This window comes from Geothrix campi, from assembly GCF_024609265.1.
Taxonomy (GTDB): domain Bacteria; phylum Acidobacteriota; class Holophagae; order Holophagales; family Holophagaceae; genus Geothrix; species Geothrix campi.
Map to the genome: position 1 here is coordinate 733,601 of NZ_JANHMP010000001.1, position 13,752 is coordinate 747,352.

Below are 13,752 nucleotides of genomic sequence, written 5' to 3' on the forward strand. Positions count from 1 at the left end.
GGTTCACATGGCGGATACATCCTGGGATAACGGCGGCCACGGCGTTCCCCTCAAACCTGGCCTCCCGCTCTGGGCGAAAGTCGCCATGGGCTGCGGCATCGCCTTTCTGGTGGCCCTTGTGACCTGCGTGGGCGGCGTCGCCTATGTGGCGAACAAAGCCAAGAAGGACCCGGAAGGCTTCAAGAACAAGGTCATGGGCTTCGCCCTGGAAAAGGTGCGCCCGGACTGGGACGACTTCCGCGTCGTGGTCGACCAGCTGCGCACGCCCGAGGGCTGCCGTGCCCTGTATGCGGCGAATCCCGGATTGGCGAAGACCTGGGCCACGGAATCCGACTTTCTCCAGGCTGCGGCCAAGTGGCAGCAGGACTTGGCCCCCACTCCCGAACTCACACCGGACTTGATGGAGCACCAGGGGCTCCGCATCAACCATGATTTCGGCGGCAAGGTGGAGGTGGGCTGGAGCCCAAAGTCCGGCCGGGCCGTCTACGTCACCTTCGAAAGCGCCCGGAAACCTGGGGAAAAGGGCCCCCGCCGCGTGGTCGAAGTGGATGTCCGCTAACCGATCCGCATTGAGGATCTGCCTGTTTTCCGCCAAGATTCAAGCATGACCGCCGCTTTCGGATCCGTATCTGATGCTATAGCCCTGCTCATGAAGGGCACCGTGACCTGCCACAAGGTGGAGCAGCTGGAAGCCAAGCTGAAGGAAGGCCGACCCCTGCGGATCAAGGCGGGCTTCGATCCCACGGCGCCCGACCTGCACCTCGGCCATGGTGTGCTCATCCGCAAGATGGCGCAGTTCCAGAAACTGGGCCATGAGGTGACCTTCCTCATCGGTGATTTCACAGGCCTCATCGGCGATCCCACGGGCAAGAAGGCCACCCGCCCCCCCCTCACCCGCGAGGAGGTGCTGGCCAATGCGGAGACCTACAAAGCCCAGGTCTTCAAAATCCTCGATCCGGAAAAAACCAAGGTCCGCTTCAACAGCGAGTGGCTGGGCCCCCTCCACGGTGAGCAGTGGATTCGCCTGGCGTCGCGGTTCACCGTGGCCCAGATGCTGGAGCGCAACGATTTCGCCAAGCGCATGGAGGCCCGTGAGCCCATCGCCCTCCACGAGCTGCTCTACCCCCTGACCCAGGCCTACGATTCCGTGGCCCTCCAGGCGGATGTCGAGCTGGGCGGCAACGACCAGCTCTTCAACCTCATGCAGGGCCGCATCCTCCAGGAGGCCTCGGGCCAGAAACCCCAGGTGGTGCTCACCGTGCCCCTGCTGCTGGGCCTCGACGGCGTCGAGAAGATGTCCAAGTCCCTGGGCAACTACATCGGCTTCATGGAGGATCCGGATACCCAGTTCGGCAAGGCCATGAGCGCCAGCGACGCCCTCATGTGGGACTGGTACCTGTTGCTCACGGACAAGTTGCCCGCCGAGATCGAAACCCTCAAGCAGGGTCACCCCATGGATGCGAAGAAGGCCCTGGCCCGGCAGATCGTGTCGGATTTCCACGGCTCCGCCGTCGGCCGCGAGGCCGAGGAACGCTGGGTGCGCCGGTTTTCCGAGCGCAGCCAGGAGGAGGCCCCCGAGGTCGCCGTGCCGCCCACGGAGGGTGAAGTCCCCCTCAGCCGCCTGCTGGTGGATCGGGGCCTCGCCGCCAGCCGGAAGGAGGCCGAGCGCCTCATCGGCCAAGGCGCCGTGAGCCTGGATGGCCAGAAGGCCGGAGATCCGGCTCTGCGGCTCTCCCTGCGGGCCGGCCAGTCCATCCTGGTGAAGGTCGGCAAGCTCAAGCTCGAGCGCTGGGTGGTCACATGAGCCTTTTGGCCCTGAAGGATCTCTTCGCGAGACATCGGGCGGGAGCCACGGGCCTCTGGCGCCTGGGCCAGGAGCCCAGCCGGACCATTTTCTTCGAGCAGGGAAACGTGGTGTTCGCTTCCAGCAGCCACCCCCTGGATCGTCTCACCCACCTGCTCGTGGAGCGCGGCAAACTCACCCAGGTCCAGCTCGACTACGCCATGGACAATCTCAATCCGACGATGTCCATCGGCCGGAACCTCATTGAAATGGGGTTCATCACCCAGCGCGATCTCTTGGACGTGGCCCGGGCCCAGGTGGAACGGGTGGTCTGGGGGGCCATGGCCGGTGCGGCGGAACCCCCCGCCTTCGAGGCTAAGGATCTGGGCCCGGCCACCGTCCGTCTGCCCTTCGACACCCCCGCCATGCTGCTGGCCGGTGTGCTGAACCTGCAGGATCGGGAGCGCCTGCTGGCGGAACTGGGCCCCCTGGACCAGGTGGTCGCCCTGGAGGGCAAGCGCCCCCCCGAACTCAGCCTGCCCCCCGATCTCGTTCGCATCCCCAGCCTCCTGGATGGCCACCGGACCCTGCTGGAGCTGAGTCGCGAAGCCGGAGTCGAACCCTTCCGCCTGGGCGCCTTCGCGTTGTTTCTGCGTGAGATGGGCTGGGTCCGATTGCAGAATCCGATCGCCCTGGAGCGCGCCTTCCCGGAGCCGCCTCCGGCCGCCCCCTCCCCGGCCCCCGCAGTCCCGCCGCCAACCCTCTCCTATCCCTCCCTGATTGCGGAAATCCAGGCCAGCCAGCTTCCCACCACCAACCTGGAACACCTATCCGAGGCCTTGGATCAGCTGGGACCTGAGGATGAGGTGGATGAACCCCTCGCTGGAGCAGGCTTCCAGCCCCCACCTCTTCCGGAACGCGCGGTACCGATCCTCCAGACGGCCGCAGGGAGCACGGAATTCCCTGAACCGCCTCACCTTGAATCAAAGGTGCCCTCGCGGCGCCCCCTGGTCCTCTTTCTACTCCTCCTGGCCTCCCTGGGGCTGTGGGGTGGTCTGCGGTGGTACAAACGGAACCCCATCATCCTTCCCCGTTTGGCCCAACCCGCCCCCGTGAGCCCGGAGCAGCCCAAACCAGAGCCAGAGCCGCCCGCCCCGGCAGAGGCCCCAACAACCCAAGCGAAGGCCGTACCCGAGCCTGTACCGACCACCCCGGCTCCTCCCCCCGTCGAGCCGGCGAAAGCCACCAAGCCCCCCACGGTTCCTTCCAAGGCGGAACGCCTGAAGGCCATCCGGGACGGGAACTGGAAGCTGACGCTCAGCCAAGGGGCGGCTCATCGGGCCGCGATGGAGGGGAAGTGGTCCCTGCGCCTGGAAATCGCCTGCCAGGGCGACACGATCCAGCACGCGGCGGGCCTCCTGAAGGGCCGGGACCCGGACCTCTTCATCCTACCCATGGCCATGCGGGATGGGCGGACCTGCTACCAGGTCTTCCTCGGAGCCTATGAGTCTGAGTCGGCGGCTCAGGCCGCCGCCCGGCGCCTCCCTTCCGCGTTCATGACGGCGGGAAACCATCCGAAGCCGTTCCGGGTGGATCAGATCCCCAGCCGGCAATAGGCATAATTACGACCTTCTTCGCACATATTCCCATTGCAATTTAAGATCCTTTACAAAAGGGCTAGGCTCCGCCATACTTTATATGTATACGAGCTGGTCCATTAAACGTGACCTGATGATCTTTGTGGAGTCCGATGCTGTCACCCTTCCATCCCACCAATTGGAGCAAGGCCTGCGCGCTCTGGATCCACGAGATCCATGTCGCATTCGACCCTCCAACTCCGGTGGATCCAGGCAAGGGCGGGGTTCTCAGGCTCATGCGCTGGAGCACCCCCCGGGTAGCCACCCTGGTGGCCCTCAGCTTCACCCTCCACTGCACCCGGCCTCCCGCGACCTACGTGACGCCAGCCACCGGGTCCCGCAATGGCGCCCTGGCCGCTGATGGACAGGCCTACGTCGAAGAGGGCGTGGCCAGCTGGTACGGCGGCAATGATGACGGATTCGCTGGCCGGCCAACGGCCAGTGGTGAAATTTTCGATCCCGAGCAGTTCACCTGTGCCCACCGGACTCTGCCTCTCGGCAGCTTCGTCGAGGTGGAAAACCTGGAAAACCGCAAACGCACCGTCCTCCGGGTGAATGATCGCGGCCCCTTTATCAAGGGGCGCATGCTGGACCTCTCCAAACGCGGCGCCGAGGAATTGGGCTTCCTGGGCCGAGGCACCACGCGGGTCCGTCTCCGCTCTGTGGACGCCATGGGCCTGCCCACCGCCCTGGATCCGGCCATGGATCACATGGACCCCTTCGTCGTTCAGGTGGCTGCGCTTTCCGATCCCAAGAACATCGAGTCACTTACGCGCGAACTTGAAAACACCTTCGGCGTGGTGACGTTGCAGGGCGCCACCACTCGCGGCGGTCTGGCTGTGAAGCGGGTCCGGGTCGGCAGCTACACCACCCGCCAGGATGCTGAGCAGGCGGCCGAACAGCTCGCCAAGCTCCTCAAGGACCGCGGTGTCGAACCCTTCATCACCCGCCAGCGCTGAACCCCTGCGCCCCTTCCTGGTCATCCCGGCCGGGGGGCGGGGCCTGCGCATGGGTGGCGGCCTGCCCAAGCAGTTCAGGGATTGGGGCGGCCGCCCCCTGCTCCAGGCCACGGTGGAAGCCTTTCTGGCCCCGGGCATGCCCCACCTTGCAGGTATCGCCCTCGCCGTACCTGAGAGCCACCTGGAGGAAACCCGCTCCTGGTCCTTCAGCGCGCCCTGCTGGGTGGTGCCGGGAGGGGAAACGCGGCAAACCTCGGTCTGGTCAGCTCTCCGGGCTCTGCCTGACCAGCCCTTGGCTCCGGTGATGATCCACGATGCCGTTCGCCCCTTCCCTCCCACCGCCCCGCTCTGGGAGGCCCTGGAGGCCCTGAACCGATTCGACGGTGTCCTCCTCGGCGAACCCTCCACCGATACCCTCAAGCGGGTGGATGCCGATGGACGCGTGCTCGGCACCGAACCCAGGGAATCCTTCTTCCGGGCCCAGACTCCCCAGATCGCGCGCCTGGGGACCTGGCTCCATGCCTTCCAGGCCGCCGACGCCGCGGGTTTCAGTGCCACGGATGATGTGGCCCTGCTGGAACGCTTGGGACTTACGGTGAAGGTGATTCCCAGCCCCAGCTCCAACCTGAAGCTCACCACCCCCGAAGACTGGGAACGTACCCAGCCGCGCTGACCCCTGACCACGGTGTGTGGTGGATGAACCCACATCCAACCCTTTTCCATCACTACTCAAATAATGAAATGATTCGAGTAGAAAAACGGCACAATACTGGCTTACGAATCTGCGAGGACGAACCATGCCCCGCAGCACCACGCCCCAGACCTTGAGCCGCGAGATCACGATCTCGGGCCATGGCCTGCACGGCAACCGCCCCTGTTCGGTGAGGCTGGTGCCCGTGACGGAGCCCTCCGGGCTCGTCTTTGTCCACACGCCCACGGGTACCGTGATTCCGGCCAAGGCCGATCTGGCGGGCGATCTGGTGCTGGCCACCACCCTGGTGAAGGATGCTGTGCGCCTCCAGACCATCGAGCACCTGCTGTCGGCCCTCAGCGGCCTGGAAATCGAGCATCTCCGCATCGAAGTGGACGCCGAGGAACTGCCCATCCTGGATGGCAGCGCCGCCCCCTGGGTGGACGCCATCCTGCAGGCGGGCACGCAGGCCCTCGAAGGCCGCCGCCGCTTCCTGAAGATCACCCGGCCCGTGGAAGTCCGGAACGGCGACCGCTGGATCCGCGCCCTTCCCTACGATGGCCTGCGCCTGCGCTACGTCATCGACTTCCCCATCCCCGCCCTGGGCCGCCAGAGCCGCGAGCTGACCCTCACCCCGGAGAAGTACCGCCGGGAGCTGGGCGCGGCCCGCACCTTCTGCCTGGCCCAGGAGATCGATATGATGCGCGCCCGCGGCCTCGCTCTGGGCGGCAGCCTGGACAATGCCGTGGTCTTCGGTGCCGACGGCCCCCTCAACGAGTCCCTCCGCTTCGAAGATGAAGCCGTGCGCCACAAGATGCTCGATCTGGTGGGTGACCTGGCCCTCCTCGGCGCCCCCCTGCTGGGCCTCGTGGAAGCCCACGCCGCCGGCCACGCCCTGCACGTCGCCCTCGCCCAGGCCATCCTGGCGGATCCCAGCTGCTGGGAGTGGACCGAGGACGCCGAGCCCACCAATGTGCGCTTCTTCTTCCAGCCCTCCGATCTCAGCATCGCCGCCCAGCCAGCCTGATTTCGATCGAGTGCTTGTGGTCCACGCGCGAAGCTGGCAGGCTTGATCCTTCGCCCTTGAGGTGCACAGGTGTTACTTCATCTCCAGCCATGACCTGACGAACCGGGCGGACGTGCCCGGGTGGGTGGCCGCGCTGGCGCGGAATGGGGAGACGGAGGACGCGACGCGGAAGGCTGTGATGGCCATCCTGGCGGACGTGCGCCGGGACGGGCTGAAGGCCGTGCTGGAGTGGACGGCGCGGCTGGACGGTGTGAGCCTCGACCCCTCGGCCTTGCGCATTCCCGGATCCGCCCTCGCAGCGGCCCGCACCGACCTGGATCGCCGCCAGCCTGAGCTCATGGCCGCCCTGCGGCAGATGATCGCCAATGTGCGCCGGTTCGCGGAGGGTCAGCGCGGCTGCCTGCGCGACCTGGAGCTGCCCCTGCCCGGCGGCGGCACCGTGGGCGAACGCTGGTGCCCCCTGAAGACCGCGGGCGTCTACATCCCCGGCGGGCGCGCCTTCTATCCCTCCACCCTCGCCATGACCGTGATTCCCGCCCAGGTGGCCGGCGTGGCCCGCATCGTGGGGGTCACACCTCCCAAACCCCAACCCACCCTGCCTGGCGCCTGGGGCGTGGATCCCCTGGTGCTGGCCTGTGCCGCAGAGCTGGGCCTCACAGAACTCTACCCCTTCGGTGGCGCCCAGGCCCTGGCCTGGCTGGCCTTCGGAGAACCCGCCGTGGACCTCGTGGCCGGTCCCGGCAACCGCTTCGTGGCCGAGGCCAAGCGCCAGCTCATCGGCACCTGCGGCATCGATGCCCTGGCGGGTCCCACGGAGCTGCTGGTGCTCGCCGATGCCAGCGCCGACCCCGCCTGGCTGGCCGAGGACCTGATGGCCCAGGCCGAGCACGATCCCGACGCCGCCGCCGTGCTGGTGAGCGCCGACCGCGCCCTGCTCAAAGCCGTGGAAGGCGAACTCCAGACCCGCGTGGCCGCCTCGCCCCGCCGCACCATCCTCGAGCAGAGCCTGGGCACCCACGGACGGCTGGTCTGCGCGGAGCGCGACCTGGCGATCGCCCTGGCCCAGGCCTGGGCGCCCGAGCACCTCGAGCTCTGCGTCCGTGATCCCGAGGCTTGGCTGCCCTCGCTGACCACCGCCGGCGCCGTCTTCATCGGCAGCGCCAGCGCCGAGGCCTTCGGCGACTACGGTGCCGGGCCCAACCACGTGCTGCCCACAGACCGCAGCGCCCGCTATACCAGCCCCCTGGGCGTGGCGACCTTCCTCAAGCGCCAGAGCCTGCTGCGGCTCTCCCCCGCCGATGCCGCCGCCATGGCGCCCTGGGTCGAGAAGCTGGCCGAGGCCGAGGGCCTCACCCACCACGGCCGCAGCGCCGGTCTGCGCGGCCATCACCACCCCTAGGGAGCGTCTCTCCGCCGAGCGCTCCGATCCGCTTCTTCTCCCAAGAGGCCTGGTTTCCTCCTACCCTCATCCCGAGCTGCCCATGTCCCTCCTCCGACCCGACCTTGCCGACCTGCCCGCCTACCGGCGCCCCCCTGAGCCGCCCACCGGCCTCCGCCTGCACATGAACGAGGCGGGTTCCGACTGGCCCGCGGAAGCCCGCGAGGCGTTGCTGGCGCGGCTCCGCACCCTGCCCTTCAACCTCTACCCCGAGCGCCAGGAGGAACTCACCGAGCGCCTGCGGAAGCGCATGGGTGCCCCCGAAGGCGGCCTGCTGTTGGGGCCCTCCAGCGGCGCCCTCCTGGACCTGGTGGCCATGGCGGGCCTCAGCTCCGGCGACACCGTGGCCATTCCAGATCCGGGGTTCAGCCTCTACCCCATGCTGGTGCGCCGGAACGGCGGCCAGGTGTGCAAGGTGCCTCAGGGCACGGGCTTTCCGCTGGAGCCCTGGTTCGAGTCCCTGGACTGCCGTCAGGTCTGGTTGACGCTGCCCAACAATCCCACCGGCGCCTGGGTATCGCCGGAGGAGCTGGAACCCCTGCTGGCGGCGGCCGCAGCCCGACCGGAACCGCCACTGATCGTGATGGATGAGGCCTATGCGGAGTTCGCCCCGGCCACCCACCGCCTGGCCGTGGACCGCTACCCGAACGTGGTGCTGCTGCGCACCTTCAGCAAGGCGCTGGCCTCCGCCTCCTGGCGCCTGGGCTACCTGCTGGGCGACCCGGCCCTGGTGTCGAAGCTCGCCACCCTGCAGCTGCCCTACTCCATTCCCGCCGCCAGCCTGGAGGCCCTGGATGTGGCCCTGGACTTCGCCCCGGCCTTCGAGCCCGCCGTGCGGGCCCTGCCGGAGCGGCGCGACCGCCTGGCGGCCTCCCTGAAGGCGTCCCTGCCGGCCCACACCGCCGCCCCCAGCGCCGGCAACTTCATCCATGTGACGCCGGATCCCTCGGATGCGCTGGAAGCCGAGGGCATCAAGGTGCGCCGCCTGCCCGGCACCGGCGCCGCGCGGCTCACCATCGGCACGGAACCGGACACGACCCGCGTGGCCGCGGCCCTGGGCGCGGCATTGCCGAGGCCTGCGCCACGACTGCGCCGGCGCCTGCTGGTCCTGGACATCGACGGCGTGCTCATCGACGCCGACCGCAGCTTCCTGGAGGCCGTGGCCCGGGCCCTGGCGGAGCTGCGTCCCGCCCTGCCCTGGTCCGACGAGGCCTACCGCGCCTTCAAGCGCCTGGGCGGCTACAACAATGACTTCCGTCTCGCAGCGGGCGCCCTGGCCCTGGCCGAGATCCACGGCGACATGGACCTCCGGCCCGTGATCGAAGCGGCGGACGGCCGCGGCTTCCCGGAGCTCGACGCGCGGATGGAGGCCCTGGAGCCCGCGGCGCAGGTCGTGGTGCAGAAGCACTACGCGGACACCATCCGCCTGGAACGCCCCCTGGTGGATCTGGCCGAGCTGCAGGCCACGGGCTGGGAGCTGGCGGTGCTCACCGGGCGTCCGCCCGAAGAACTGGATCTGGCCTGGAAGGTGCTGGGCTTTTCGCTGCCCGCGGTCTGCGATGCGGCGCCCCACCTTCGCAAGCCCGAGCCCGCGGGCCTGCTCCAGCTGGCGGACGCCTTTCGGGCGGAGGAGGTCGTCTTCGCGGGAGACACGGTGGACGACGCGCGCTGCCTGCGCGCCGCCGCCGGGCTGAAACCCGAGGTGGCCTGGCGCTTCGCGGCCCTGGGTCCCGACCGGGCCCGCTTCGCCGCGGCCGAGGATGCCGAGTCCGGAACCCTGCGCGACCTGCTGCCCACGCTGACCCAGGAGCTGCCATGAGAACCGCCACCCTGACCCGCGCCACCGCCGAGACCCAGGTGAAGATGAGCCTTTCGCTGGACGGCGGTGAAGCCCGCATCCGCACGGGCCTGGGCTACTTCGACCACATGCTGATGCAGCTCGCGAAGCACGGCGGCTTCGGCCTCGAGGTGGAGGCCACCGGCGACCTGCCCGTGGACAGCCACCACCTGGTGGAGGATGTGGGCCTCTGCCTGGGCGACGCCCTGAAGTCCGCCCTGGGCGACCGCGCGGGCATCGCCCGCTTCGCCCACGCCTACATACCTCTGGACGAGGCCCTGGCCCGCGTCGTGGTGGACCTCTCCGGCCGCCCCTGGTGCGAGTTCCACGCGGACCTGCCGCCGGTCGTCCTCGGCGACGGCTTCCAGGTGGAGATGGTCCGGGAGTTCTTCATCGCCCTGGCCATGCGCGGCGGCCTGGCCATTCACGCGGACCTCATCCGCGGTGTGAACACGCACCACAAGGTCGAGGCCCTCTTCAAGGCCCTGGCCAAGGCCCTGCGCCAGGCCACCCGCACCGAAGGCGGCGGCGTGCCGTCCACCAAGGGGACCCTGTCCGCATGAGCGCCGGCCTCATCACCCTCATCGATTACGAGGCCGGGAACCTGGCCTCGCTGGAAGGGGCTCTGGATCGCCTGGATCTGCCGTATGTCCGGGCCGCCTCGCCTGAGCAGGTGGCGCAGTCCGGTCCCATTGTATTGCCGGGCGTGGGGCACTTCGAGTCCGCGCGGAGGTCGCTGCAGGAACGTGGTTGGTGGCGCCTGCTGCCTGAACTCGTGGCAGAGGGCCGCCCCCTTCTGGGCATCTGTCTGGGCCTCCAGTTGCTGGCCGAAGGCAGCGAGGAGGCCCCCCGCGCCTCGGGCCTCGGCCTGATCCCGGGCATCGTGCGCCGTTTGGGACCCGGCGTGAAGGTTCCCCACATGGGCTGGAGCCAGGTGCGCCAAGCCTCTCCCCATCCGGCCCTGCCGGATCCCGAAGGAGCTTGGCTCTACTTCGTGCACAGCTACGCCCTGGAACCCGCGGCCGAGACCGTCTACCTGGCTGACCACGGACGTCCCTTCGCTGCCGTCGAGGCCCGGGGAAAGGTCCTGGGCTTCCAGCCCCACCCCGAGAAATCGGGCCCCACCGGCCTCCTGCTGCTGCAGTCGACCCTGGCCTGGATGGGCGCCACCGCGACCACTCCGGAGGCACCATGCAATTGACCTGGGAGGCGTTGTGCAATTGATCCCGAGCATGGACCTGCTGCAGGGCCGTCTGGTCCGCCTTCGCCATGGCGACCGCGCCCAAGCCACCTTCTACGATTTCACGCCCGAGGGCTGGGTCGAGCACCTGATCGCGGCGGGGGCCAGGCGCATCCACCTGGTGGACCTGGATGGCGCCTTCGGCGAGCCCCGCCAGGGGGCCTTCACCACCTTCCCCGCCCGCTTCCCCCAGGTACGCTTCCAGCTGGGCGGCGGCCTGCGCGACCGCACATCCATCGAGGAAGTGCTGGCCCTGGGTTTCGACGCCGTGGTGGGCACCCTGGCCGTGGAGCAGCCCTCGGCCCTCCGGGGTCTGCCTGGGGATCGCATCGTCGCGGCCCTCGACCTCAAGGGCCAGAGCATCGTCACTCGCGGCTGGCAGGCCCCCAGCGCCTGCGCCTCCACGGATGTCTTCGAGGCCCTGCTCATGCTGGGCTTCGATCGGGCGCTCGTCACGGACGTCAGCCGAGATGGCACTCTGGAGGGTCCCGGCCTGGAGGCCGCAGCCTGGGTGGCCCGTGAGGGTTTCCAGGTGCAGGCCTCCGGCGGCGTGAAGGGTCTATCGGACCTCCCGGCCCTGGAGGCGCTGCCCGGCGTGGTGGGCGCCATCAGCGGCAAGGCCCTCATGGAGGGCTTCATCCCCCTGGACGATCCGCGCACCCGCGCCGCCCTGGCAGGAGGCGCCTGATGCCCGCCAAGCGCATCATCCCCTGCCTCGACGTGAAGAAGGGCCGTGTCGTGAAGGGCGTCCAGTTCAAGGAGCTCCGCGACCTCGGATCTCCTGTGGAGCTGGCCCGGCGCTACGACCTGGAAGGCGCGGACGAGCTGGTCTTCCTCGACATCGCGGCCTCTCTGGAAAACCGCGGCACGCGAGAGGCCTGGGTGCGCGACGTGGCCCGGGAATTGAGCATCCCCTTCACGGTGGGCGGCGGTGTTTCCAGCGTGGAGGACGCCCGCAGCCTGTTGCGTTCCGGTGCGGACAAGGTGGCCGTGAACACCGCCGCGGCCCTGCGGCCGGATCTGGTCTGCGAACTCGCGAACGCCTTCGGGCGCCAGTGCGTGGTGGCGGCCGTGGATGTGAAGCGCGATGCCGACCTGGGCTGGCGCGTCTACCTGAAGGGCGGCACTGAACCCACGGAACGGTCGGCCATCGACTGGCTCTGGGAGCTCAACGACCTCGGGGCGGGCGAGATCCTGCTCACCTCCATGGATCGTGACGGTACCGGCGACGGCTTCGACCTGCCCCTGCTGGACTTGGCCTCGGAACTGCCCATCCCCCTCATCGCCTCCGGTGGCGCGGGACTCGAAATCCACTTTCTGGAGGCCCTGGAGCATGGCGCCGATGCCGTGCTGGCCGCCACGCTCTTCCACGAGGGCATCCTGCCCATTCCCCGCCTCAAGACCTATCTGGCCCAGAACGACATCTCCATACGGATCTGACATGGACCTAGCTGCGTTGAAGTTCGATTCCGCCGGCCTCATCCCCGGCATCGTGCAGGACCGCACCGGCGAGGTGCGCATGATGGCCTGGCTCAACCGCGAGGCCCTCCAGCGCACCCTCGACTCCGGCTTCGTCACCTTCTGGAGCCGCTCGCGCGCATCGCTCTGGGTGAAGGGTGAGACCAGCGGGAATCGGCTCCGCCTCGTGCAGATCCTCCCGGATTGCGACGCGGACGCCCTGCTCATCGTGGCCGATCCCGAAGGCCCCAGCTGCCATCGCGGTACGGAAAGCTGCTTCGACCCTGATCCGGAGGGCCATCCCGAGACGCCCCCCAGGCCTGCCACCCTGCCCTGGCTGGGCCGCCTGGAGGCGCTGCTGAAATCCCGCAAGGCGCTGGCGGACCTGAACGGCAGCTACACCCAGAAGCTCTTCGCCCAGGGGGTCGACCGCATCGCCAAGAAGGTGGTGGAGGAGGCTGGAGAAGTCGTCATCGCCGCCAAGAACGATGATCGCGAGGCCTTCCTGGGCGAGGCCGCGGACCTGATCTTCCACCTGGACCTGCTCCTCCTGGAACGCGGCGCCAGCCTGTTGGACGTGGTGGAGGTGCTCCACCACCGTCACGCCGACCGTACGGGAGGACCCGCCTGATGGCCGTCCGCACGCCCCACTTCCCCGACCTCCTCTTCGGCTCGGCCGCCCGGCTCCGCCGCTGGGAAGGGGCCCTCATGGGCCTGCTTGAGGCTCACGGCTACCGCGAGCTGCACCCCTCCCTCGTCCTGCGCGAAGCCGTACCCGAGGGCGCCCTGCGCTTCTTCGATGGCGACGAGCTGGTGGCCCTGCGCTGGGACTTCACGGTGGCTCTGGCGGGCCTCCTGGCCCGCAGCTTCCCCACACCGCCGGACCGCGTGGCCTATGCGGGCGCGGTGTTCCGGCGACCCGTCCAGCCCTGGGAGGCGGTGGAGCGCTTCGAAGTGGGCTGCGAGCGCATCCAACCGGAGGGTGAGCCCGCCGCGGAAGCGGACGTGGAACTGGCGCGCATGCTCATGGCCATCCCCGGCCTCCTGGGCCTGAAGAGCGCCATCCTGCACTTGGGCAATGCGGCCCTGGTGCGGCGCCCCCTGGAAGCGGAAGGACTGTTCGGCGAGCTGGCGTACGCGGTGGTGGCCGCCCTCTCGCGTCGCGCACCCCATCGGGTGCGCGAGGCCCTCGACGGCCATCCTTCCGCCAAACGGCTGTCGGCCCACGCCGAAGCCCTGCTCTCCGAACTCGACGGCCCGGGGACGTTGGCGGCCCTGGAAGCCAGCCCCTATGCGAGCCTGCTGGAGGAAGAGCGGAGCCACATGGACCGGGCCCTCAAGGCCCTGCTGCCCATCCTCCCGCCCAACCTGGAGCTGCGCGTGGACCTGGCGGACGTGGCCGGCCTCGACTTCTACACCGGCCCCACCCTGCGTCTTTGGGCCCCCGGTGCCCAACAGGAGCTGGCGGCCGGCGGGCGCTACGACCGCCTCTTCCCGGGGCTGGGCCGCCCCTGGCAGGCCGCCGGCTTCTGCGTCCGGCTGTCCCGCCTGCTCGACCTGGCCGCCACCCGGCCCGACCTCTTCGAGGAACAGGGAGTGTCTCCAAGTAATCGATAGGGGCTGCGTTGATGGCAAAGGGTTTCCAGGCAAGGAAGTGGGCGCAGGGCGGTGCGGGTTCACCG

General features: G+C 68.9%; 14 protein-coding genes. All 14 read left to right on the forward strand.

From position 1 onward, the window contains the following. Nucleotides 1–7 precede the first annotated feature (7 nt). The 14 genes from NOV65_RS03520 (at nt 8) to NOV65_RS03585 (ending at nt 13,687) form a co-directional block, all read left to right on the forward strand. On the forward strand, nt 8–559 hold the full coding sequence (locus NOV65_RS03520; protein WP_257304357.1) for a hypothetical protein: 552 nt from the start codon (nt 8–10) through the stop codon (nt 557–559). Between the two features lie 45 nt (nt 560–604). Then, a complete protein-coding gene (gene tyrS / locus NOV65_RS03525; protein ID WP_257304359.1) occupies nt 605–1,804 on the forward strand; it encodes a tyrosine--tRNA ligase in 1,200 nt (399 codons plus the stop codon). Further along, complete coding sequence (locus NOV65_RS03530) at nt 1,801–3,399, forward strand: DUF4388 domain-containing protein (protein WP_257304361.1); 1,599 nt, start codon at nt 1,801–1,803, stop codon at nt 3,397–3,399. Before tyrS ends, NOV65_RS03530 begins: the two co-directional genes overlap by 4 nt. A gap of 134 nt (nt 3,400–3,533) precedes the next feature. Beyond that, entirely contained in the window at nt 3,534–4,379 is an 846-nt protein-coding gene (locus tag NOV65_RS03535; protein WP_257304363.1) for an SPOR domain-containing protein, read from the forward strand. Beyond that, entirely contained in the window at nt 4,348–5,052 is a 705-nt protein-coding gene (locus NOV65_RS03540) for an IspD/TarI family cytidylyltransferase (RefSeq protein WP_257304365.1), read from the forward strand. Before NOV65_RS03535 ends, NOV65_RS03540 begins: the two co-directional genes overlap by 32 nt. Before the next feature lie 124 nt (nt 5,053–5,176). Next, nucleotides 5,177–6,097, forward strand: coding sequence for a UDP-3-O-acyl-N-acetylglucosamine deacetylase (gene lpxC / locus NOV65_RS03545; protein ID WP_257304367.1), 921 nt, complete (start codon nt 5,177–5,179; stop codon nt 6,095–6,097). Nucleotides 6,098–6,158: 61 nt separating this feature from the next. Then, nucleotides 6,159–7,496, forward strand: coding sequence for a histidinol dehydrogenase (gene hisD, locus NOV65_RS03550; protein WP_257304369.1), 1,338 nt, complete (start codon nt 6,159–6,161; stop codon nt 7,494–7,496). An 82-nt stretch (nt 7,497–7,578) separates the two neighbouring features. Next, nucleotides 7,579–9,354: an aminotransferase class I/II-fold pyridoxal phosphate-dependent enzyme gene (locus NOV65_RS03555; RefSeq protein WP_257304371.1), complete on the forward strand. Its 1,776-nt coding sequence runs from the start codon at nt 7,579–7,581 to the stop codon at nt 9,352–9,354. Further along, the gene (hisB, locus tag NOV65_RS03560) at nt 9,351–9,935 is read left to right on the forward strand and encodes an imidazoleglycerol-phosphate dehydratase HisB (protein ID WP_257304373.1); all 585 of its coding nucleotides are present in this window, start codon (nt 9,351–9,353) and stop codon (nt 9,933–9,935) included. The genes NOV65_RS03555 and hisB overlap by 4 nt, the downstream gene beginning before the upstream one ends. After that, a complete protein-coding gene (gene hisH / locus NOV65_RS03565) occupies nt 9,932–10,573 on the forward strand; it encodes an imidazole glycerol phosphate synthase subunit HisH (protein ID WP_257304375.1) in 642 nt (213 codons plus the stop codon). The genes hisB and hisH overlap by 4 nt, the downstream gene beginning before the upstream one ends. A gap of 13 nt (nt 10,574–10,586) precedes the next feature. Further along, on the forward strand, nt 10,587–11,300 hold the full coding sequence (locus NOV65_RS03570) for a 1-(5-phosphoribosyl)-5-[(5-phosphoribosylamino)methylideneamino] imidazole-4-carboxamide isomerase (RefSeq protein WP_257304377.1): 714 nt from the start codon (nt 10,587–10,589) through the stop codon (nt 11,298–11,300). Continuing rightward, entirely contained in the window at nt 11,300–12,052 is a 753-nt protein-coding gene (hisF, locus tag NOV65_RS03575; RefSeq protein WP_257304379.1) for an imidazole glycerol phosphate synthase subunit HisF, read from the forward strand. Before NOV65_RS03570 ends, hisF begins: the two co-directional genes overlap by 1 nt. A 1-nt stretch (nt 12,053) precedes the next feature. Further along, a complete protein-coding gene (gene hisIE, locus NOV65_RS03580) occupies nt 12,054–12,701 on the forward strand; it encodes a bifunctional phosphoribosyl-AMP cyclohydrolase/phosphoribosyl-ATP diphosphatase HisIE (protein WP_257304382.1) in 648 nt (215 codons plus the stop codon). Beyond that, a complete protein-coding gene (locus tag NOV65_RS03585; protein WP_257304384.1) occupies nt 12,701–13,687 on the forward strand; it encodes an ATP phosphoribosyltransferase regulatory subunit in 987 nt (328 codons plus the stop codon). The genes hisIE and NOV65_RS03585 overlap by 1 nt, the downstream gene beginning before the upstream one ends. The last annotated feature ends 65 nt before the right edge of the window (nt 13,688–13,752 follow it).

Excerpts from the sequence above, each read along its gene's own strand:
- NOV65_RS03520 (WP_257304357.1), top strand. The coding sequence starts at position 8 with ATGGCGGATACATCCTGGGATAACGGCGGCCACGGCGTTCCCCTCAAA.
- tyrS (WP_257304359.1), top strand. The coding sequence starts at position 605 with ATGACCGCCGCTTTCGGATCCGTATCTGATGCTATAGCCCTGCTCATG.
- NOV65_RS03530 (WP_257304361.1), top strand. The coding sequence starts at position 1,801 with ATGAGCCTTTTGGCCCTGAAGGATCTCTTCGCGAGACATCGGGCGGGA.
- NOV65_RS03535 (WP_257304363.1), top strand. The coding sequence starts at position 3,534 with ATGCTGTCACCCTTCCATCCCACCAATTGGAGCAAGGCCTGCGCGCTC.
- lpxC (WP_257304367.1), top strand. The coding sequence starts at position 5,177 with ATGCCCCGCAGCACCACGCCCCAGACCTTGAGCCGCGAGATCACGATC.
- NOV65_RS03555 (WP_257304371.1), top strand. The coding sequence starts at position 7,579 with ATGTCCCTCCTCCGACCCGACCTTGCCGACCTGCCCGCCTACCGGCGC.
- hisB (WP_257304373.1), top strand. The coding sequence starts at position 9,351 with ATGAGAACCGCCACCCTGACCCGCGCCACCGCCGAGACCCAGGTGAAG.
- hisH (WP_257304375.1), top strand. The coding sequence starts at position 9,932 with ATGAGCGCCGGCCTCATCACCCTCATCGATTACGAGGCCGGGAACCTG.
- hisF (WP_257304379.1), top strand. The coding sequence starts at position 11,300 with ATGCCCGCCAAGCGCATCATCCCCTGCCTCGACGTGAAGAAGGGCCGT.
- hisIE (WP_257304382.1), top strand. The coding sequence starts at position 12,054 with ATGGACCTAGCTGCGTTGAAGTTCGATTCCGCCGGCCTCATCCCCGGC.
- NOV65_RS03585 (WP_257304384.1), top strand. The coding sequence starts at position 12,701 with ATGGCCGTCCGCACGCCCCACTTCCCCGACCTCCTCTTCGGCTCGGCC.